Origin of the sequence: Streptomyces sp. NPDC058464 (assembly GCF_042721035.1) — a bacterium.
Taxonomy (GTDB): domain Bacteria; phylum Actinomycetota; class Actinomycetes; order Streptomycetales; family Streptomycetaceae; genus Streptomyces.
The window spans coordinates 1-18,407 of the sequence record NZ_JBHXMA010000004.1; the positions used below are offsets into that span (position 1 = coordinate 1).

The 18,407-nt window shown below is 69.7% G+C and carries 19 protein-coding genes; 16 read left to right on the plus strand and 3 right to left on the minus strand.

Annotation, left to right across the window (positions count from 1 at the left end; translation table 11 throughout):
- The 5 genes from ACFWPQ_RS07000 to ACFWPQ_RS07020 all read left to right on the plus strand — a co-directional run.
- Positions 1 to 951 (plus strand): hypothetical protein (locus ACFWPQ_RS07000; RefSeq protein WP_384030768.1); only part of this gene is annotated, 951 nt, incomplete at its 5' end.
- A 40-nt stretch (positions 952 to 991) separates the two neighbouring features.
- Positions 992 to 1,642, plus strand: coding sequence for a hypothetical protein (locus ACFWPQ_RS07005; protein WP_384030771.1), 651 nt, complete (start codon positions 992 to 994; stop codon positions 1,640 to 1,642).
- A 65-nt stretch (positions 1,643 to 1,707) separates the two neighbouring features.
- Complete coding sequence (locus tag ACFWPQ_RS07010) at positions 1,708 to 2,367, plus strand: hypothetical protein (RefSeq protein WP_384030774.1); 660 nt, start codon at positions 1,708 to 1,710, stop codon at positions 2,365 to 2,367.
- Positions 2,355 to 3,020 carry a hypothetical protein gene (locus ACFWPQ_RS07015; protein WP_384030777.1) on the plus strand — a complete coding sequence of 222 codons (666 nt, stop codon included), beginning with the start codon at positions 2,355 to 2,357 and terminating at the stop codon, positions 3,018 to 3,020. The genes ACFWPQ_RS07010 and ACFWPQ_RS07015 overlap by 13 nt, the downstream gene beginning before the upstream one ends.
- A gap of 143 nt (positions 3,021 to 3,163) precedes the next feature.
- Positions 3,164 to 3,652, plus strand: a complete 489-nt coding sequence (locus ACFWPQ_RS07020; RefSeq protein WP_384030780.1) for a hypothetical protein — start codon at positions 3,164 to 3,166, stop codon at positions 3,650 to 3,652.
- Between the two features lie 173 nt (positions 3,653 to 3,825).
- Here ACFWPQ_RS07020 and ACFWPQ_RS07025 read toward each other — a convergent pair whose 3' ends face one another.
- Positions 3,826 to 4,011 carry a DUF397 domain-containing protein gene (locus ACFWPQ_RS07025; protein WP_384030782.1) on the minus strand — a complete coding sequence of 62 codons (186 nt, stop codon included), beginning with the start codon at positions 4,009 to 4,011 and terminating at the stop codon, positions 3,826 to 3,828.
- An 11-nt stretch (positions 4,012 to 4,022) separates the two neighbouring features.
- Positions 4,023 to 4,874: a helix-turn-helix domain-containing protein gene (locus ACFWPQ_RS07030; protein WP_384030784.1), complete on the minus strand. Its 852-nt coding sequence runs from the start codon at positions 4,872 to 4,874 to the stop codon at positions 4,023 to 4,025.
- Between the two features lie 221 nt (positions 4,875 to 5,095).
- On the opposite strand from ACFWPQ_RS07030, the gene ACFWPQ_RS07035 reads away from it, so the two are divergent.
- From ACFWPQ_RS07035 to ACFWPQ_RS07060, 6 genes are all read left to right on the plus strand, one after another.
- A complete protein-coding gene (locus ACFWPQ_RS07035) occupies positions 5,096 to 5,545 on the plus strand; it encodes an ATP-binding protein (protein ID WP_384030786.1) in 450 nt (149 codons plus the stop codon).
- 118 nt (positions 5,546 to 5,663) lie between these two features.
- Positions 5,664 to 6,623, plus strand: coding sequence for a hypothetical protein (locus tag ACFWPQ_RS07040; RefSeq protein ID WP_384030788.1), 960 nt, complete (start codon positions 5,664 to 5,666; stop codon positions 6,621 to 6,623).
- Positions 6,624 to 6,792: 169 nt separating this feature from the next.
- On the plus strand, positions 6,793 to 8,160 hold the full coding sequence (locus ACFWPQ_RS07045; protein ID WP_384030790.1) for a nitrate/nitrite transporter: 1,368 nt from the start codon (positions 6,793 to 6,795) through the stop codon (positions 8,158 to 8,160).
- Between the two features lie 94 nt (positions 8,161 to 8,254).
- Positions 8,255 to 9,415 carry a uroporphyrinogen-III synthase gene (locus ACFWPQ_RS07050; protein ID WP_384031357.1) on the plus strand — a complete coding sequence of 387 codons (1,161 nt, stop codon included), beginning with the start codon at positions 8,255 to 8,257 and terminating at the stop codon, positions 9,413 to 9,415.
- A 225-nt stretch (positions 9,416 to 9,640) separates the two neighbouring features.
- The gene (locus tag ACFWPQ_RS07055) at positions 9,641 to 9,808 is read left to right on the plus strand and encodes a hypothetical protein (RefSeq protein ID WP_384030791.1); all 168 of its coding nucleotides are present in this window, start codon (positions 9,641 to 9,643) and stop codon (positions 9,806 to 9,808) included.
- Between the two features lie 342 nt (positions 9,809 to 10,150).
- On the plus strand, positions 10,151 to 10,714 hold the full coding sequence (locus tag ACFWPQ_RS07060) for a helix-turn-helix domain-containing protein (protein ID WP_384030793.1): 564 nt from the start codon (positions 10,151 to 10,153) through the stop codon (positions 10,712 to 10,714).
- On the opposite strand, the gene ACFWPQ_RS07065 is transcribed toward ACFWPQ_RS07060, so the two are convergent.
- Entirely contained in the window at positions 10,665 to 11,201 is a 537-nt protein-coding gene (locus ACFWPQ_RS07065) for a peptidoglycan-binding protein (RefSeq protein WP_384030795.1), read from the minus strand. The two genes, ACFWPQ_RS07060 and ACFWPQ_RS07065, sit on opposite strands and share 50 nt — an antisense overlap.
- Positions 11,202 to 11,577: 376 nt before the next feature.
- Here ACFWPQ_RS07065 and ACFWPQ_RS07070 point away from each other — a divergent pair, with 376 nt between their 5' ends.
- The 5 genes from ACFWPQ_RS07070 to ACFWPQ_RS07090 all read left to right on the plus strand — a co-directional run bounded on the left by ACFWPQ_RS07070 (position 11,578) and on the right by ACFWPQ_RS07090 (position 18,156).
- Complete coding sequence (locus ACFWPQ_RS07070) at positions 11,578 to 12,174, plus strand: CGNR zinc finger domain-containing protein (RefSeq protein ID WP_384030797.1); 597 nt, start codon at positions 11,578 to 11,580, stop codon at positions 12,172 to 12,174.
- Between the two features lie 405 nt (positions 12,175 to 12,579).
- On the plus strand, positions 12,580 to 13,101 hold the full coding sequence (locus ACFWPQ_RS07075) for a sigma-70 family RNA polymerase sigma factor (protein ID WP_010039908.1): 522 nt from the start codon (positions 12,580 to 12,582) through the stop codon (positions 13,099 to 13,101).
- Complete coding sequence (locus tag ACFWPQ_RS07080) at positions 13,101 to 13,922, plus strand: anti-sigma factor family protein (RefSeq protein ID WP_384030798.1); 822 nt, start codon at positions 13,101 to 13,103, stop codon at positions 13,920 to 13,922. Before ACFWPQ_RS07075 ends, ACFWPQ_RS07080 begins: the two co-directional genes overlap by 1 nt.
- Before the next feature lie 60 nt (positions 13,923 to 13,982).
- Complete coding sequence (locus ACFWPQ_RS07085; protein WP_384030800.1) at positions 13,983 to 16,334, plus strand: HelD family protein; 2,352 nt, start codon at positions 13,983 to 13,985, stop codon at positions 16,332 to 16,334.
- 418 nt (positions 16,335 to 16,752) lie between these two features.
- Positions 16,753 to 18,156: an NAD-dependent malic enzyme gene (locus tag ACFWPQ_RS07090; protein ID WP_384030802.1), complete on the plus strand. Its 1,404-nt coding sequence runs from the start codon at positions 16,753 to 16,755 to the stop codon at positions 18,154 to 18,156.
- Positions 18,157 to 18,407: the final 251 nt, after the last annotated feature.

Here is an 18,407-nt window from a genome sequence, read left to right on the forward strand (position 1 = left end):
CGAGGGGATGACGGGACCGCGACCACCGAGACGCAGGAGCATGGAAACTCCTCCGGTAACGGCTCCCTTTCCTCGACCGTCGGTGTGATCCGGTACGACCGTTCCAAGAACGGCTCAGGTGATTCTGTCGGGTCCGTCACCTCAACCACGTCCTGGACCCCGCCGGCGTGCTGGTACGCCCCCAAGTACAGCCCCGCCGCGCTGCAGGCATATCTGGAGCCGATCTGGGAGGCCGGTTCGACCGGTGACGCGTGGGACGCGACCCAGCGCGACCGGTACGTCAACGGTCACCCCTACAAGGACTTCAACAAGGACGAGACCGGCAAGGGTTACTGGTGGGACTCGTACGTCAACGAGTCCTTCCCGCCCGGCTGGGACAAGTGCGACGAGCCCTATTTCTGGGTGGCCACGGGCGACGCACCGCCGGCCAACATCAAGAACGCCGTCACGCCACAGATCCTCGCCGAACTCGCCTACAACGAGATCCGGGTGCCCTCCAAGGACGTGAGCCTGGCCCCGGCGGACAAGACGAAGGTCAACCTTCCCACGTGGGTATGGCTGGACAAGACGACGTTCAAGCCGGTCTCGGTCACCGCGCGCATCGATGTCCTGGGCATGTGGGCGACGACCACTGCCACACCCGTCTCCCTCAAGATCGAACCGGGCACATCCGACGCGGTCACCTACCCGGCCTCGGGGGTCTGTGAGTTCAACAAAGGCAGTGCCGGAGTCGGGGAGGAGTACGCCGCGGGCGACGCCGGTAAGACGCCACCCTGTGGGGTGAAGTACCTCCGGTCGTCCGGCAACGGCTCGTATCAGCTCAAGGCCACCATCACCTGGCGGATCACCTGGTCCGGCAGTGACGGCACCAATGACCGCCGTCTGCCCGACGGCTCCTTCGGTCGGTCGCAGGACGTCACCGTGCAGGAGATCCAGTCCGTCAACAGGTGAGGCATCCGTCCCGACCACACCACCCAGCAGGAGTTTCAAGGTGAGCCGCCGGCCCCGTCTGTTCGCACGCACACTCACGGGGGCCGCGATCGTGCTGCTCGTCGGTGGTTGTGGCCGGAGCGGCGGCTCCAGCGGTGACGACAACGCGGCCGGTAGGGGAGGGGGCGGCAGCACATCCGCATCGCCGAGTGCGGTGGCCGCCGCGGACCGTCCCCAGGTCGCGTTGCCGTCGGACGTGAAGGACGAATACGCAGGCTGGAAGACGGGCGATGCCGCGCAGGACGCCGTACTCGCAGACGTCGCCGCACGCATCGACTCTACGAACGACGCCATCCTGCGTGGCGACACGAGCGCACCCGGCCTGTCCTTCTACTACCGGGACAAGGCGTTGAGCGGTGCCGTCGCCTGGATCCAGGCGTATCTGGACGCTGACCTCTCCTTCACGGGCACTACCCGCTACTACAGCCCCAAGGTCACCCTGGCCTCCGGAAAGACCACGGCGACGGTCCTCTACTGCTCCGACGAGAGCGAAGGTTTCAACAAGAACCGCAAGACAGGCAAAGTCGACCGGACGCCTTCGGAACAGAGTCCGTACGTGTTGTACAACACGCGCGTCCAGAAGAACGCCTCAGGAGTCTGGCAGACCACGGCCCTGACCTCGCATCGTGGCGACAGGGCCTGTGCCGGTTAGCCGACGCGCGTGTGTGTTCTCCGCACCTCATGCCCCTATTCCAGTTGCCTTACCAGGAGTCATTCGTGAACCCCCGTTCTCGCCTGCCCATGGCAGCCGCAGCCGGTCTGACCGCCGTACTTCTCCTCGCGGGATGCGGCGAGGGCGCCGGGGACGACGGGGGATCGAAGCCGAACGACACGGCGAACAAGGTGTCGGCCACGCAGGCATCGGCCGCGCCGAGCGCATCGGTGACCGCGTCGAGGCGCCCGACGATCACGTTGCCCTCGGACCTCACCTACGCCTTCGACTGGCCCAGCACTGGGGATGCGGTCAAGGACGCCGTATTGGCGGACAGCGAGCAGAACATCAAGGCGGTCGACCTCGCCATCGCGAATCAGGATCCGTCGGACAAGGCCTATCGGTTTTATTTCGAGGGTGAAGCCGCCGCCCAGATACAGCGGTACGTCCAGGCCTATGTGACGGCGAAAGCGCGGACCACCGGTCACTACCGCTATTACGACCCGGTGGTGAACGTCAGCGCTCCGGATGTGGCGTCGCTGGTCTACTGCGAGGACCAGGGCAAGGCTTACGACTTCTATCTGGAAACCAAGAAGGTCGACAGGACCGCTGTCAGCAAGAACAGCTACGTCCTCTACAGCACGCAACTACACAAGAACGACAAGGGAGTCTGGGTGACAGAGAAGCTTTCGTCGCAGCGGGGGAGCGCCAAGTGTCAGCCCTGACCCACCTCGCGAAGGCCGCCGCCGGAATGATCGCGGTTTCCCTTCTCGCCGGATGCGGTGGGAACAGCGGCGACGGAGCGGATGCCGCGGACAACGCCTCGGCCATGCCCACGAGGACCGGCGCGTCGGCTACGGCCTCGCCGAGTGCTTCTGCTTCGACATCGGCCGACGGCCGCCCGAAGATCGCGTTGCCGTCGGATGTGACGTTGACCTTCGAGGGCGGCCGGACCGGGGATGCGGTCAAGGACGCGGTACTCGCGGACGGTGCGGAAAGGGCGCGGGCGGAGGACGCCGCCATCACCGGGACGGATCCCAAGGGGGAGGGGCTCGCCTACTACAACACGGGTAAGGCTCTTGAGGCCACGCTGTCCTGGGTCGCCCAGTTCAAGAAGGCCGACGTCACGATCACGGGCGTCGTTCGGTACTACGACCGCAAGGTGACGCTCGAGAGCAAGACGTCGGCCGTCCTCACGTACTGCGGCGACGAGAGCAAGGGCTTCAGTAAGAACAAGAAGACCGGAAAGATCAACAAAACGCCTGTCACCAAGGACAGCTACGTCACGTACAACACCAGGCTCGACAAGAACTCCGACGGCGTCTGGCAGACATCACAGATCATTTCCAGCAGGGGGGCGGCTCAGTGCCAGCCGTAGCGAGGGCAGTCGGCGTCGGCGTTGTGGGTGTGCTGGTTCTTGGCGGATGCGGCGTCGAAGAGTCGAAGTCCGACGACAGGTCGGCAAAGTCGACTGAGACCGCTCCGAAGTCCTCGGCTCCGGCTCGCGCTTCGGCGGCAAGCGTGGCTGAGCGGCCGGAAATCAAGCTGCCGTCCGACTTGTCGTACGCCTTCGAGTGGTCGAAGACGGGCGACGAGAAGAAGGACGCGGTCCTCAGCGACACCGAGCAGTTCATCAAGGCGGTCGACATGGCGATCGCCGACCAGGACCCGCTCGACAAGGCGTACCGCTTCTACTCCGAGGGCGAAGCGGCGGCGGGGAGCCAGAAGTTCATCCAGGAGTTCGTGGACTACAAGGACCGGATCACCGGCACGAAGCGGTTCTTCGACGCCAAGGTGAAGACCAACGCGGACGGAACTGCCGGTCTCGTCTACTGCGAGGATCAGACCAAGGCGTACAACAAGAGCCTGAAGACCGGGAAGACCGACGTCACCACACCGTCCAACGACGACTACGTCCTCTACAGCAGCTTGCTTCGGATCGGCAAGCAAGGTGTCTGGATCACAGAGAAGCTGACGTCCCGGAGGGGGAGCGCCGAGTGCCGGCCCTGAGTTCACCTGCCCCTCGCCCGTTCATCATGGCCACCGGCAGACGAAGCCGTCGTAGTCCCGCCGCATCCGCAGCATCGACAGGCTGATGCCGGCGACCACGCCGTCTCGTCGTTGGGCGGTCTTCCCGCCAGGTGCGGCACTCGATCCAGCCGTGGATGTCCGTTCCCACGCGGTCACTGTGGCCGGGGCCGTGCCACGCGGGAGACGAAGCGGCTCCAGGCGGAGGATACGACGGTCAGGTGGGGGCCGGTGGTGTGCTTCGAGTCGCGGATGTGGATGGTTGAGCAGGCGGTGGCTATCTCGACGCAGTTGGAAGCGTCACCGCTGTAGGTGGACTTCTGCCAGATGAGTTCGGGCATGGCGGGTTTCCTCAGAGCTCCTGGGCGATGCGGTGGATGAGGTCTCGGGAGGCTTGGGGGGTGAGTGCGCTCGCCTCCATGTGGTCGACCACTGATCGGTACTTGCGCAACTGCGCTTCACCGTCCAGGAATTCGCAGCCGTGGTGGGTGTCCAGCTGCACCGTGTCGAGTTGGGGCACCGCCCCCGCGACGTAGTCGATGCCCTGGCCTGTGCCGTGGAAACTCGCTTTGCCGAAGGGGATGACCCGGACAGTGACGTGGGGCAGTTCGCTCGTGGCGACGAGGTGCTTGAGCTGAGCGGCGGCCATGTCTCGGCCACCGAACCCCATTCTGAGCGCTGCCTCGTGAATGGCGGCCGTGTAGGGGGTGGGATCGGCTCCGTGAAGGATGCCCTGGCGCTTGATGCGGTGGGTGAGGCGGTGTTCGATCTCGTACTGCTGGAGCGGCGGGTGAACCGCACGGAAGAGTGCGCGGGCGTGGTCCGTCGTCTGCAGCAGCGCGGGGATGTGGATGACCAGGGCCACGCGCAACTCGGTCGCGTGGTGCTCGAGTTCGGCCAGGTCGATCAACCCGGCGGGCAGATGATCCCGGTACTCGTCCCACCAACCGCGTGTGCGTCCGCCGGTCATCGTGGCGAGGGCTTCGACCAGTGCTGTGTCGGCGCAACTGTACGTACGGGCCATGCTGCGTACGCGGTCGGCGCTCACGGCGTAGCGGCCCGACTCGATGTTGCTGATCTGCGCCTGCTTGAGGCCGAGCAGCCCTGCGGCGGAGGTCGACGTGAGCCCGGAGTGCTCCCTGAGCTTGCGCAACTCGGCGCCGAGACGTTGCTGGCGCAAGGTGGGGATGGTGCTGGGCGGCACTGAGCCCTCTCTCGTCATCGCATTACCCGTGAGTCACCCACAGGAGGTAATTGTCAAGCATTTCCTCTGGGTGGTGTCAATTATTACATCGCGGCGCTCTATGGTGGTTCCGCGTCGCCCAACTCCCCGCCCGTAAGCCGGAAGCGCACCTCCCCAGGCAGAGCCACCGCCCGGCGCGGTCGTTGAGCGAACCCGAGTCCCGTCTCTCGTCGGAGGTCCTCGTGGACACCGTATTCCTGCCCGACACCTGGACGTACGCCCTTCGCCTGCCCCGTGATCCCCGCGCGGCACGCGTCGCACGTATGACCGTACGAGCGGTGCTCAGCGGTCACGGCAGAGGCAAGGCCCTCGACGCCGTCGAGCTGTTGACCTCCGAGCTGGTCACCAACGCCTACCGGCACACACGCGGCCCGGCCTCCCTCCGGCTCACCGCTCTCGCGGACGGACGGCTGCGGGTCGGGGTCTGGGACAGTCACCCGCGTATCCCCGCCCCCTTCGGGGAGCCTCCCTGGGACCGTGTGCCGTACGTCCCGGCGGAAGCCGAGCAGGGGCGCGGCCTGCGGCTCGTGGAGGAGTACGCGGACTCGTGGGGCGGCCTGTCCGTCGGGGACGGCGGTCTGCTCGACCGCGGTGCGGGGAAGCTGTTGTGGTTCGAGGTCGGCGATTGCTGACGGCAGGTCAAGCTCCAGTCAATCCGTTCGGCGGCCGTTCTCTCGATGCATGCCGCATGGAAGACTTCCCAGGTTGCGTAAGTGAAAAGAGTGGCTCGATCAACGGGGAGCGGATGCGATGAGCGCGCGGCAAGTGCGGAAGATGTTCCAGTTGATGGCCAGTGGCGAGCCCGTCGAGCTCACCAACGCCTGGGCCTCCGTGAAGAAGCTCGCCCGGCTCGCCTTCGTCGCCCAGCAGTTCGGGTACGAGTACGCCGACGCCCGTCACACCGGCTCCCGCAACAACGTGCTCAAACTCCTCATCGTGCCCGACCACAGCCCGCAGGGGCGGGCGCGCGCCGCGCAGAACTGGGCGCAGTACCCGAACGCCGCCGACGGTGTCTCGCTGCCGCCCCTCGTGCCCGACGCCGTCGAACTCCTCAAGGCCCGCATCCAGTTCGACCTCACCGGGAAGAACGCCGAGAAGCGCATGCTGCTCGGGGCCGGTGGCATCACCCTCGGGCTGGTGCTGGCCGCGGCGCGCGCCGGCGGGAGTGCGGGGGCCTTCGTCGTCTCCGGTGTGGTGTGGGTCCTCCTCATGGCGGTCATGGGGCTCGGGTTCTTCGTCACGCGCGGGCGCAACGCCAAGTTCGCGCAGCGACTCCAGGCCGCCGGGTTCATACCGGTGACGGGGGAGGGCGGGCGGGTGCGGTATCTGCCGCCCGGCACTCCGATGCCGATGCCGATGCCGATGCCCATGTCCATGCCTGTGCCCATGTCTGCGCCCATGCCCATGCCCATGCAACCGGGGCCGGTGCAGCAGTCCCAGCAGTCGTGGCAACAGCCCTCGCCGCAGGCCGGTCCCTACGGCCCGTACGGCGGCCAGGGGGGTCAGGGTCCCTACGGCGGCCAACCCCCCGCCGCCCCCGCCCCCGCCCCCGGTTACGGTCAGCAGCCCCCCGCCCCCCACACCCCCGGCCCCTACGCCCCGCCCCCGCAGCCCGCCGGGCCGTACGCCGCTCCTCAGCAGCCCCCGGGGCCGTACGCCCCCGGCCCCTACCACCAGCAGCCCCAGCAGCCTCCGTACCCGTCCCGCTGACCCGTCCCCGCCCTCCGACGCCCGCCGACCTCTCACCGGGCCTCCCCGCAGGGTGAGAGCAACGTTCCCTTCCGGTCACCCACAGCCACAGCGCGGAAACGACGCCTCCCTACCTTCGTGGCCTAGTCACTCGTAGCAGCCCGAGCACGCGGAGCACCGTGGAGGCGTCATGACAGCCCCAGCCCCTACCTCACACAGTCACTGGATCCAGGAGTGGGATCCGGAGGACGAGACGTTCTGGAACGCGACCGGAGAGAAGGTCGCCCGGCGGAACCTGATCTTTTCCGTCCTCTCCGAGCACATCGGGTTCTCGATCTGGACCATGTGGTCGGTTCTGGTGCTGTTCATGGGGCCGGAGTACGGGCTCACCCCGGCCGACAAGTTCCTGCTGACCTCGATGGTCACGCTCGTCGGCGCGGTCGTCCGGGTGCCGTACACCTTCGCCGTCGCGGTCTTCGGCGGCCGGAACTGGACGATCATCAGCGCCGGGCTGCTGCTCGTCCCGACCGTCGCCGCGTTCGCGGTGATGAAGCCGGGGACGTCCTTCGACACGTTCCTGCTGGTGGGGCTGCTGGCCGGGATCGGCGGCGGTAACTTCGCCAGCAGCATGACCAACATCAACGCCTTCTTCCCGTTGAAGAAGAAGGGGTGGGCGCTCGGGCTCAACGCCGGCGGTGGAAACATCGGCGTGCCGGTCATCCAGCTGGTCGCCCTCGCGATCATCGGGGCGAGTGGGGGGCCGCGGGTGCTGCTCGGCATCTACATCCCGCTGATCGTCGTCGCCGCCGTCCTCGCCGCGCTCTTCATGGACAACCTCGCCACTGTGAAGAACGACACCGGCGCCGCGATCGACGCCGCCAAGGACGGCCACACCTGGATCATGTCCTTCCTCTACGTCGGGACGTTCGGGTCGTTCATCGGGTACGCGTTCGCCTTCGGGCAGGTGCTCCAGGTCCAGTTCGGCCGGACGCCGCTCCAGTCCGCCTACCTCACCTTCATCGGTCCGCTGCTCGGCTCCCTGATCCGGCCCGTCGGCGGCTGGCTCGCCGACCGGTACGGCGGGGCGCGGATCACGCTCTGGAACTACGTCGGCATGGCCGCCGCCACCGCCCTCCTCGTCGTCGCCAGCATGCAGAAGTCGCTGCCGATGTTCGTGACCGTCTTCGTCGTGCTGTTCGTGCTCAGCGGGCTCGGCAACGGCTCGACGTACAAGATGATCCCCGGCATCTTCCAGGCCAAGGCTCTCGCCAAGGGGTTGGAAGGCGAGGAAGCGGCGGCCTACGGGCGGCGGCTGTCCGGGGCCTCCATGGGGCTCATCGGCGCGGTCGGCGCGCTCGGCGGCGTCGGCATCAACCTCGCCTTCCGGCAGTCGTACCTCTCCTACGGCAGCGGCACCGGCGCCTTCGTCGCCTTCCTGGCCTTCTACGGCCTGTGCTTCGCGGTCACCTGGGCCGTATACCTTCGCCGGCCGGCCGTGCGGGAGCAGGCCGCGGCCGCCACCGAGGCAAAGGCGCAGCTCAGCTACGCCGAAGTGTGACGTAACACCGGTGACATCAACCCGAACCGAGCCTGTCACGCACCGTTGACAGGCTCGTTCGGCATGCGGGCCAGCTAGGAGAGCAGCCATGGCGATGGACGAGGAACAGCAGCGGCCGGACCCCGGTCCGCACGGACCTCTCGCGGGGTTCACCGTGGGGGTCACGGCCGCGCGCCGCGCCGACGAGCTCGGGGCACTGCTGCAGCGGCGTGGTGCCGCCGTGCTGCACGCCCCCGCCCTGCGCATCGTGCCGCTCGCCGACGACGGGGAGCTGCTCGCCGCCACCAAGGAGATCATCGACCAGGCGCCGGACGTGGTCGTCGCGACCACCGCGATCGGGTTCCGCGGGTGGGTCGAGGCCGCCGACGGCTGGGGCTTCGGCGAGCAGCTGCTCGGGCGGCTGCGGGACGTGGAGCTGCTGGCCCGCGGGCCCAAGGTCAAGGGGGCCATCCGGGCCGCCGGGCTGACCGAGGAGTGGTCGCCGTCCTCCGAGTCCATGGCCGAGGTGCTCGACCGGCTCCTGGAGGAGGGCGTCGACGGCCGCCGGGTCGCCGTACAGCTGCACGGGGAGCCGTTGCCCGGGTTCGTGGAGTCGCTGCGGGCGGCGGGCGCGGAGGTGGTGCCGGTGCCGGTGTACCGGTGGATGCCGCCGGAGGACCTCGGGCCTGTGGACCGGCTCCTCGACACCGTCGTCTCCCGTTCGGTCGACGCGATCACCTTCACCAGCGCCCCCGCCGCGGCCTCCCTCGTCTCCCGCGCCGAGCACCGCGGGCTGCTCGGCGACCTGCTCGCCGCCCTCGGCCACGACGTCGTCCCCGCCTGCGTCGGACCGGTGACGGCCCTGCCGCTCCAGGCCCTCGGCATCGACACCATCCAGCCGGAACGCTTCAGGCTCGGCCCCCTCGTACAGCTGCTCTGCCAGGAACTGCCCTCGCGGGCCCGGGCGTTGCCGATTGCGGGGCATCGGGTGGAGATCCGGGGGCACGCCGTCCTCGTCGACGGCGCGCTGAAGCCGGTGCCACCGGCCGGGATGTCCCTGCTGCGGGCGCTCTCGCGGCGGCCGGGCTGGGTGGTGGCCCGCGCCGAGCTGCTGCGCGCGCTGCCGGGCGCCGGGCGCGACGAGCACGCCGTGGAGACGGCGATGGCCCGCCTGCGTACGGCCCTGGGCGCGCCGAAGCTGATCCAGACCGTCGTCAAGCGGGGGTACCGGCTCGCCCTGGACCCGGCGGCGGACACGAAGTACGCGGACGTCTGAGCCGGACGGCCGGGCATCCGGGCCTCCGGGCAGCCGGACAATCGGACGGCCGGTCCGCTGCCGGTCCCGCTCGCTGGAGGTTCGCCGCCGCTTCGCCGTCCTGGCCCCGCGGCTGGACGTGGCGGACGCGGCTCTGGCCCTGGACCACGGCGTGGCCAGGGCCGCGCCTGGCGCTCGGGACAGCAGTCGGAGGTCGGCGGCAACGGCTCCAACAGCGGCGGCAGCATGATCACCGTGTCCGGCCTGGACTTCGAGAACGACTGGTCGGCCCTCTCCCAGGCGGCCCAGCGGTCCACGCAGAACGGCACCGCGCCCAACGTCCGGGTCGGTTCCGGAAGCCTGACCACGATGTCCGCCATCGACGCCCAACTCGCCCTCGCCCTGGGCAGCTGAGCCGTGTGCGGCTGAGCCACGTGCGGTTGAGCCACGTGCGGTTGAGCCACGTGCGGTTGAGCCGTGTGCGGCTGAACTGTGAGGGCGGTTCTCCGCCATGGGGATGAGCGGACCGGCCGGCCGTCGTACGACGTTCTGGGGAGCGCCGCCGGGCAACGGGCCGTAGCGGGCGGCGTCCTGCTCGCCACTCCGGTCCGTCGCTTCCCGGGCGCGCCGGGCCGTCCCGTGCGGCCGCGCACGGGCGACGGTCCGTGCCCCGGGTCCACGGCCGTGCGCTCTGCCGGATCTCTCCGGCCGGGCGGCACGCTGACGCCGGACCACGGCACACGGGGGAGACGGAACATGACACGCTGGCAGCCCTTGCCGGCCACGCTGCCGCGCGAGGCCCGGCATCTGGTCGAGCAACTGCGGGTCCTGAAGGGCCGTAGCGGACTCAGCCTCGCCGGACTGGCCCGGCGCACCGCGTACAGCAAGTCGTCCTGGCAGCGCTATCTGAGCGGCGACAGACTGCCCCCGCGGGGCGCGACACAGGTGCTGTGCCGGCTGGCCGGCGGGGACCAGGCGCGGCTGCTCGCGCTGTGGGAGCTGGCCGAACAGGCCTGGCCGCAGGGCGCGCCGGAGCCGGCGGCGGAAGCGGCACCCGGGCCTGCCGGACGTGCCGGGCGTGCCGGGCCTGCCGTGCCCGCCCGGCTCCCCGAGCCCGCCGAGCCCGCCGAGCCCTCCATAGGACAGCGGCGGTGGCGGATCGCCGCCCTCGCCGCGTCCGCGCTCGCCGCGCTGCTGGCCGCCGGGCTGTGGTGGGCGCTGCCCCGCAGGGCGGGCGACGACACCGGCGTCGCCCGCCCCCGCGCTGTGCTCAGCCGAGCTGGTCGTAGTACGCGATCTTCCAGGAACCGGTGCCCTTGATGCGCACCCGGTACTTGTTGCTGATCCGCTTGAGGGTGGCGTTGTGCGCGGTGCCGTGGAACGTGACGGCGCTGCCTGCGGCCGGGCCGGTGAGCCGTTGTTGGGCGAAGGTCCAGCTCTGCTCGGTGACCACGCCGTCGTTGTCCGAGAGGCCGAAGTGCTCCTGCCACCACTGGGTGGCCGACTCGGTCTCGGGGCCGAACGAGCCGTCGATCTTGCTCTTCTCGAACGGGTGCGAGTCGCCGTCGTCGTCCTGGTACTGGGCGCCGTCCGCCCACAGCACGGTCTCCCACAGGGCCGTGGCGTTGCTCTGGGCGTAGTCGTCGACGCCGAGGTTCTCCTCGTCCTGCCAGTCGTCGGTGACGGCGCCGCCGCCGTCGATGCCGTGGTACGGCGCGGCGGCGCTCGCCGCCGGTGCCAGGGCCAGGCCGCCGGCGCCCAGCAGTACGGCCGTCGCCATCGCGACGAACCGGGTGCGCTTGCTCATGGATGTGTCCCTTCTGAACCGCCGTCCCTCACGGGTCCCCCCTGGGGCGGCTCGCTGTGCGTTCTCGCAGGACACAGGGTCACGGCCGGAGGGTGGGGGCCGCGAGGCCTGCCGGGGTATCCGGACCGAACGGGGACGGCCCGCGTCCCGGGCACCGGCGTCCCCGCCCGGAGCGGGGACGCGCGGGAACCCCGCGGAACGACGGGACGCCGGAACACCGGACCACGGGAACACCGGAACACCGGACCACGGGAACACCGGAACACCGGACCACGGGAACGGCGGAACACCGGTACGAGGACTTCCGGCCGCCCGCCGCACCGGGCACTGTGAACAGAACGGTTCCCCTGTCCTAGGCGTAGGCGGTGACAGGCACATGGCACTGGGTACGGCCGCGGCCCCGTACGAGCTGCGCTTCGACGCCGGGCGGATCTGTCTCGATCTGCTCGCGACCACGCATCCCGGCGAACGGCTCGACGGGCTGGAACCGTTGCGGGCCTGGATCACCGGATCCGGACTCGTCCCGCCGGGCACCCCGCTGGCCCACGCCGACTCCGGCTGGCTCGTCGGGTTCCGTGAACTGCGGGTACACGTGGGCCAGTTGGTGCGCGGTCGGCACACGCCGAGGGTCCGGCCGTACGACCTCGCGCTCGCCCGCGTCAACGACCTCGCGCGCGCCGCCGCACCCCCGGCGCCGCGCGCCGTACCCGACGAAGACGGACTTCTGGTGCGGGAGTTGGCCGGCCCGCCGGAGTGCGCCGCGCTGCTCGCCGCCGTCGCCCGGGACACCGTGGAGCTGCTCACCGACCCCGTCGCCCGGGCGGCGATCAGGGAGTGCGAGGGCGACAACTGCCCCCTCGTGTACCTGGACACCTCCCGGGGGCGCAGGCGCCGCTGGTGCTCCAGCGAGGTCTGCGGGAACCGCGAGCGGGTGGCCCGGCACCGGCGCCGAGCCGCGCTCGCCCGCGCGTGAAGCACGAGGGAACACGCGTGAACACATGTGAACACGCCCGAGCGCGCGTGATCGCCGTCACTCCACATCCCAACTCCCGCCCCATTCGCGGCTTCTGCCGGATCTTCATCGAAGCTCCGCGAAAGTGATTTCGACAACACTCCGTTTGGTGACCGGCGAGTACGGGCAACCCGGCCGCCCTCGACGTTGTGTCGGAAATGTAAAGATCACGCGGTGGGAATGTGGGGTCATGTCCCGCTCGTCATGTCACCTCGCAGAAAAATGTGGGGTCTTGTTGAACACGCCGCGAGCCACTTCCGTACCGGTGGGGGAGCGACCGACTGGGGGAACCCCCGGACACCGGAGGTGGGCGTGCGCAAGGATGCGGCCGTGGCCAATGAACGTGGATCGAGGGCCCGACATCGCATGTCCCAGCCCTCGGAGCCTGATGAGGAGCTGATGCGTGCTCTCTACCGGGAGCATGCCGGACCTCTCCTTGCGTATGTCCTTCGGCTGGTCGCCGGTGATCGGCAACGCGCCGAGGACGTCGTGCAAGAGACACTCATCCGTGCCTGGAAGAACGCCGGACAGCTCAATCGAGCGACCGGATCGGTACGCCCCTGGCTGGTGACGGTCGCTCGCCGCATCGTCATCGACGGTCACCGCAGCCGGCAGGCCCGGCCGCAGGAGGTCGATCCGTCGCCGCTGGAGGTCATCCCCGCGGAGGACGAGATCGACAAGGCGCTGTGGCTGATGACGCTGTCTGACGCGCTCGACGACCTGACCCCGGCCCACCGGGAGGTGCTCGTCGAGACGTACTTCAAGGGGCGTACCGTCAACGAGGCGGCCGAAACGCTGGGTATACCCAGCGGCACCGTCCGTTCGCGGGTGTTCTATGCCCTCAGGTCGATGAAGCTGGCTCTGGAGGAGCGGGGGGTGACGGCGTGATGAGTGTGTACGGGGGGCACGGCGGGTTCGGCACAGGTGGTTCGGGTATGTCTGGTGCCATGCAGGAATCTCCGGTGCCCAATGAGCACGAGACCGTCGGCGCGTATGCGCTGGGGATTCTCGACGACGCCGAGGCAACCGCTTTCGAGGCCCATCTGGCCGGGTGCGAATGGTGCGCCCAGCAGCTCGACGAGCTGGCCGGGATGGAGCCCATGCTCGCGGCCCTGGCGGATCTGCCGGGTTCCGGAAGTACCCCGTCCATCGGCGAGTCGCTGTCCGCGAAGCCCAGTCCGCGGATGGCCGAGAAACTCGTCGTCGAGGTCTCCGAGAAGCGGAAGGTCCGCAGCCGGCGCAACATCTTCGCGCTGGCGGCCTCGGTCGTGCTGATCGCCGGCGGCTCGGCGGCCGGCGTGGCGCTCGGCAGCGGCTCGAGCGACAACAGCGGCGACATGGCGATGGGCCCCGCCCAGGCGGCCTTCCAGACCATGACCGACAAGAAGTCGGCCACGGACCCGACGACCCACGTCAGCGCCACCGTCGCCGTCGAGAAGAAGGACTGGGGCACCCACGCGGTCCTCCAGCTCGAGAACGTCACCGGCCCGAAGAAGTGCTCGCTGATCGCCGTCGGCAAGAACGGCGAGCGCGAGACGGTGACCTCCTGGTCCGTTCCGACCTGGGGATACGGCATCACCGACGCCAAGTCGGCGAAGGCCAAGGAGCCCCTCTACGTGCACGGCGGGGCCGCCTTCACCCCCAACCAGATCGACCACTTCGAGGTCATGACCTTCGACGGCAAGAAGCTCGTCTCGGTCAGCGCGTAGCTTCAGCGGGCCCCCTTCGCGTACGGTTGACGGCTGCCCAGCACGTCAGAAGGGGGCCCGGTGGCCGCTCAGGCTCAGCAATCCGCGGTCGGCTCTCACGGCTCGGATCAGGATTCCGCACAGGACTCCGTCCAGGACTCGCTCCGGGACGCGGTCCAGGATTCCGTTCGAGACCGTGAGATCAGCGTCGAACAGGTACATCTCGACCGGGTGTACCGCCGTCTCGAGGAGAAGATCCACGAGGCGGAGTTCCTCATGAACGACGCGGCCAAGCGCGGTCAGGTAGGCACCCCCGGCGCACTCGCCGAGCGGGACGCCCAGGTCTTCCGGGCGGGTGTCCACCTGAACCGGCTCAACAACGAGTTCGAGGACTTCCTCTTCGGCCGGATCGACCTGCTCCTCGGGAAGGACGGCAAGAAGGGGCCCGACGGCGCCTACACCGCCGTGGAACCCGCCGAGGGCGCGGTCCGGACCGACAACACCGCCGACATCGCCGAGACCCTGCACATCGGCCGTATCGGCGTCCTCGACCAGGACTACGCCCCGCTGGTCATCGACTGGCGGGCGCCGGCCGCCGCGCCCTTCTACAGGTCCACTCCGGTGGATCCCGGGCGTGTCGTACGACGCCGGGTCATCCGCTCCAAGGGCCGCCGGGTCCTCGGTGTCGAGGACGACCTGATGCGCCCCGAGCTGACCGCCTTCCTGGACGGCGACACGCTGCCCGTCATCGGCGACGGCGCCCTGATGGCCGCCCTCGGCCAGGCCCGCAGCCACACCATGCGGGACATCGTCGCCTCCATCCAGGCCGAGCAGGACCTGGTCATCCGCGCCCCCGCCGCCTCCGTGACCTACGTCGAGGGCGGCCCGGGGACCGGCAAGACGGCCGTCGCCCTGCACCGCGCCGCCTACCTGCTCTACCAGGACCGGCGCCGGTACGCGGGCGGCATCCTGATCGTCTCCCCGACCCCGCTGCTGGTCGCGTACACCGAGGGGGTCCTGCCCTCCCTCGGCGAGGAGGGCCAGGTCGCCATCCGGGCCATCGGCTCCCTCGTCGACGGCACCGAGGCCACCCTGTACGACACGCCGGCCACCGCCCGCGCCAAGGGCTCCTCCCGGATGCTCCGGGTGCTGCGCAAGGCCGCCCGCGGAGCCCTGGAGCTGAACGACTCACCGACCCGGCTCAGGGTCGTCGCGTTCAACCGCCGCCTGGAGCTGGAGGCCGCGGACCTGGACCGCGTCCGGCACAACGCGCTGGGCGGCACGGCCCCGGTCAACCTGCTGCGCCCCCGCGCCCGCAAGCTGCTCCTGGACGCCCTGTGGAACCGCTCCGGCGCGGCCGGCCGCCACACCGACCCGGAACTCGCCGCCGAGCTGCGCGCCTCCTTCGACGAGGACATCCTCACCGAGGACTCCTTCATCGAGTTCCTGGACGCCTGGTGGCCCGAGCTCACCCCGCAGACCGTCCTCGCGGCCATGGCCGACGAGAGACGCCTCGGCCGCTGGGCCCGCCGCATCCTCAACCCCGGCGAGGTCCGCCGGGTGGCCCGCTCCCTGAGGCGGGACGGCCACACCGTCCACGACATCGCCATGCTCGACGAACTCCAGGCCGTCCTCGGCGCCCCCGCCCGCCCCAGGCGCAAGCGCGAGGCGGACCCGCTGGACCAGCTCACCGGCCTGGAGGAGCTGATGCCGGTGCGCGAGGAGTCGCAGCGCGAGCGCGCCGAGCGGCTCGCCCAGGAGCGGGTCGAGTACGCCCACGTCATCGTCGACGAGGCGCAGGACCTCACCCCGATGCAGTGGCGGATGGTCGGCCGCCGCGGCCGGCACGCCACCTGGACGGTCGTCGGCGACCCGGCCCAGTCCTCCTGGTCCGACCCGGACGAGGCGGCCGAGGCCCGCGACGAGGCCCTGGGCACCCGCCCGCGCCGCCGCTTCGAGCTCACGGTCAACTACCGCAACCCGTCCGAGATCGCCGAACTGGCGGCCAAGGTCCTGGCCCTCGCCATGCCCGGTTCCAAGTCCCCCTCGGCCGTCCGTTCCACCGGCGTCGAGCCCCGCTTCTCCGTCGTGCGCGACTCGCTCGAGAAGAGCGTGCGCGCGGAGGCCGAGCGGCTGCTGGACCTGGTCGACGGCACGGTCGGCGTGGTCGTCGCCATGGACCGGCGCGCCGAGGCCGCCCGCTGGCTGGCCGGGCTCGGCGACCGGGTGGTGGCCCTCGGCAGCCTGGAGGCCAAGGGCCTGGAGTACGACGCCACGGTCGTCGTCTCGCCCGCGGAGATCGCCGACGAGTCCCCGGCCGGGCTGCGCGTGCTGTACGTGGCCCTCACCCGGGCGACGCAACAGCTGACGGTGGTTTCCGGCGAGCGGGACGAACCGGACGCGGCGGGGGTCCCGGACCTGCTCAGGGACTGACGGCGGGGTCGGCGACTGGGCTGACGGCGGGGTCGGCGACTGGGCTGACGGCAGTGCTGCCGCGGGCCCGATGCCAGCCGAACGGGCCCGATGTCAGGCCCGTTCGGCTGGAGGTTTCCTGTGAAGTCCCCGGACGGGAATGGCCGCGCGGGATCTGTTTGTTAGCCTTGTCGTGACACCGGCTCGATCCAAGCCCCCGGGCCCAACCTTCGTCGCTGCGAGCGACCACTTGCCGCGAGGCGAGCATGGCGGGTCGGTGTCATAAACGTCGAAGAGGCCCACGTCACTGTGTGACGTGGGCCTCTTTTTTGCGCGAACAATACGCACGTAATCAGGCCCGGCTAACGCCTACCCGGCGGTAGGTGCGACGATCGGACGGCAAAACGAGCGACACGGTGAACAACGAAGGAAGTCGGCCATGGCAACGGCGCCCAGCGTCTCCTACTCGATGACCATCCGGTTGGAGGTGCCCGCGAGCGGAACCGCCGTCTCGCAGCTCACCACCGCCGTGGAGTCCTCCGGAGGCTCGGTCACCGGCCTCGACGTCACCGCGTCCGGCCACGAGAAGCTCCGTATCGACGTCACCATCGCGGCCAGCTCGACCGCCCACGCCGACCAGATCGTCGGGCAGCTCCGCGAGATCGAGGGCGTCACCCTCGGCAAGGTCTCGGACCGTACGTTCCTCATGCACCTCGGCGGCAAGATCGAGATGCAGTCCAAGCACCCCATCCGCAACCGTGACGACCTCTCCATGATCTACACCCCGGGCGTGGCCCGCGTGTGCATGGCGATCGCGGAGAACCCCGAGGACGCGCGCCGCCTCACCATCAAGCGCAACTCCGTTGCGGTCGTGACGGACGGCTCCGCGGTCCTGGGCCTCGGCAACATCGGCCCGAAGGCCGCCCTCCCGGTCATGGAGGGCAAGGCGGCCCTCTTCAAGCGATTCGCCGGCATCGACGCCTGGCCGCTGTGCCTCGACACCCAGGACACCGACGCGATCGTCGAGATCGTCAAGGCGATCGCCCCCGGGTTCGCCGGCATCAACCTCGAGGACATCTCGGCCCCCCGCTGCTTCGAGATCGAGGCCCGGCTGCGCGAGGCCCTCGACATCCCCGTCTTCCACGACGACCAGCACGGCACCGCGATCGTCGTCCTCGCCGCCCTGACGAACGCACTTCGCGTCGCCGGCAAGGCAATTGAGAACATCCGGGTCGTCATGTCCGGCGCCGGCGCGGCCGGTACCGCCATCCTCAAGCTGCTGCTCGCGGCCGGCGTGAAGAACGCCGTGGTCGCCGACATCCACGGTGTCGTGCACTCCGCCCGCGAGGACCTCGTGGACGCGTCGGCCGACTCGCCGCTGCGCTGGATCGCCGACAACACCAACCACGAGAACCTGACCGGCACCCTCAAGGAGGCCGTGCGCGGCGCCGACGTCTTCATCGGCGTCTCCGCCCCGAACGTCATCGACGGCGACGACGTGGCCGCCATGGCCGAGGACGCGATCGTGTTCGCACTCGCGAACCCCGACCCCGAGGTGGACCCGGCGATCGCCCGCCAGACGGCCGCCGTGGTGGCCACCGGCCGCTCCGACTTCCCGAACCAGATCAACAACGTGCTGGTCTTCCCGGGTGTTTTCCGCGGCCTCCTGGACGCCCAGTCCCGTACGGTGAACACCGACATGATGCTCGCGGCCGCGAAGGCCCTCGCCGACGTGGTCACGGAGGACGAGCTGAACCCGAACTACATCATCCCCAGCGTCTTCAACGAGAAGGTCGCGGGAGCGGTGGCGGGCGCGGTGCGGGAAGCCGCGAAGGGCGCCTGACCAGCGCCCTCGCCGGGAGCGCCCCGTCCGGGGCGCGGGGAACTGCGCGACCGGCCCCCACCGGGCCGGCACCCGAAACACGACGCGCACCCGCATGATGCGGGGGTCTGGGGGCAGCAGCCCCCAGGCAAACGTTTGTGAAACTTGCCACGCCATCCGATCGGCGCGTCGTGAAACCCCCCCTTCGGCCCACCCGTAGGGTATTTGCGGCACCCGGATTGGCGTTCCCGCCGCAGGTGGGGGCAGGATGC

Excerpts from the sequence above, each read along its gene's own strand:
- ACFWPQ_RS07070 (WP_384030797.1), top strand. The coding sequence starts at position 11,578 with ATGGCACTGGGTACGGCCGCGGCCCCGTACGAGCTGCGCTTCGACGCC.
- ACFWPQ_RS07060 (WP_384030793.1), top strand. The coding sequence starts at position 10,151 with ATGACACGCTGGCAGCCCTTGCCGGCCACGCTGCCGCGCGAGGCCCGG.
- ACFWPQ_RS07080 (WP_384030798.1), top strand. The coding sequence starts at position 13,101 with ATGAGTGTGTACGGGGGGCACGGCGGGTTCGGCACAGGTGGTTCGGGT.
- ACFWPQ_RS07045 (WP_384030790.1), top strand. The coding sequence starts at position 6,793 with ATGACAGCCCCAGCCCCTACCTCACACAGTCACTGGATCCAGGAGTGG.
- ACFWPQ_RS07025 (WP_384030782.1), bottom strand. The coding sequence starts at position 4,011 with ATGCCCGAACTCATCTGGCAGAAGTCCACCTACAGCGGTGACGCTTCC.
- ACFWPQ_RS07065 (WP_384030795.1), bottom strand. The coding sequence starts at position 11,201 with ATGAGCAAGCGCACCCGGTTCGTCGCGATGGCGACGGCCGTACTGCTG.
- ACFWPQ_RS07040 (WP_384030788.1), top strand. The coding sequence starts at position 5,664 with ATGAGCGCGCGGCAAGTGCGGAAGATGTTCCAGTTGATGGCCAGTGGC.
- ACFWPQ_RS07055 (WP_384030791.1), top strand. The coding sequence starts at position 9,641 with ATGATCACCGTGTCCGGCCTGGACTTCGAGAACGACTGGTCGGCCCTC.
- ACFWPQ_RS07075 (WP_010039908.1), top strand. The coding sequence starts at position 12,580 with ATGTCCCAGCCCTCGGAGCCTGATGAGGAGCTGATGCGTGCTCTCTAC.
- ACFWPQ_RS07090 (WP_384030802.1), top strand. The coding sequence starts at position 16,753 with ATGGCAACGGCGCCCAGCGTCTCCTACTCGATGACCATCCGGTTGGAG.
- ACFWPQ_RS07050 (WP_384031357.1), top strand. The coding sequence starts at position 8,255 with ATGGACGAGGAACAGCAGCGGCCGGACCCCGGTCCGCACGGACCTCTC.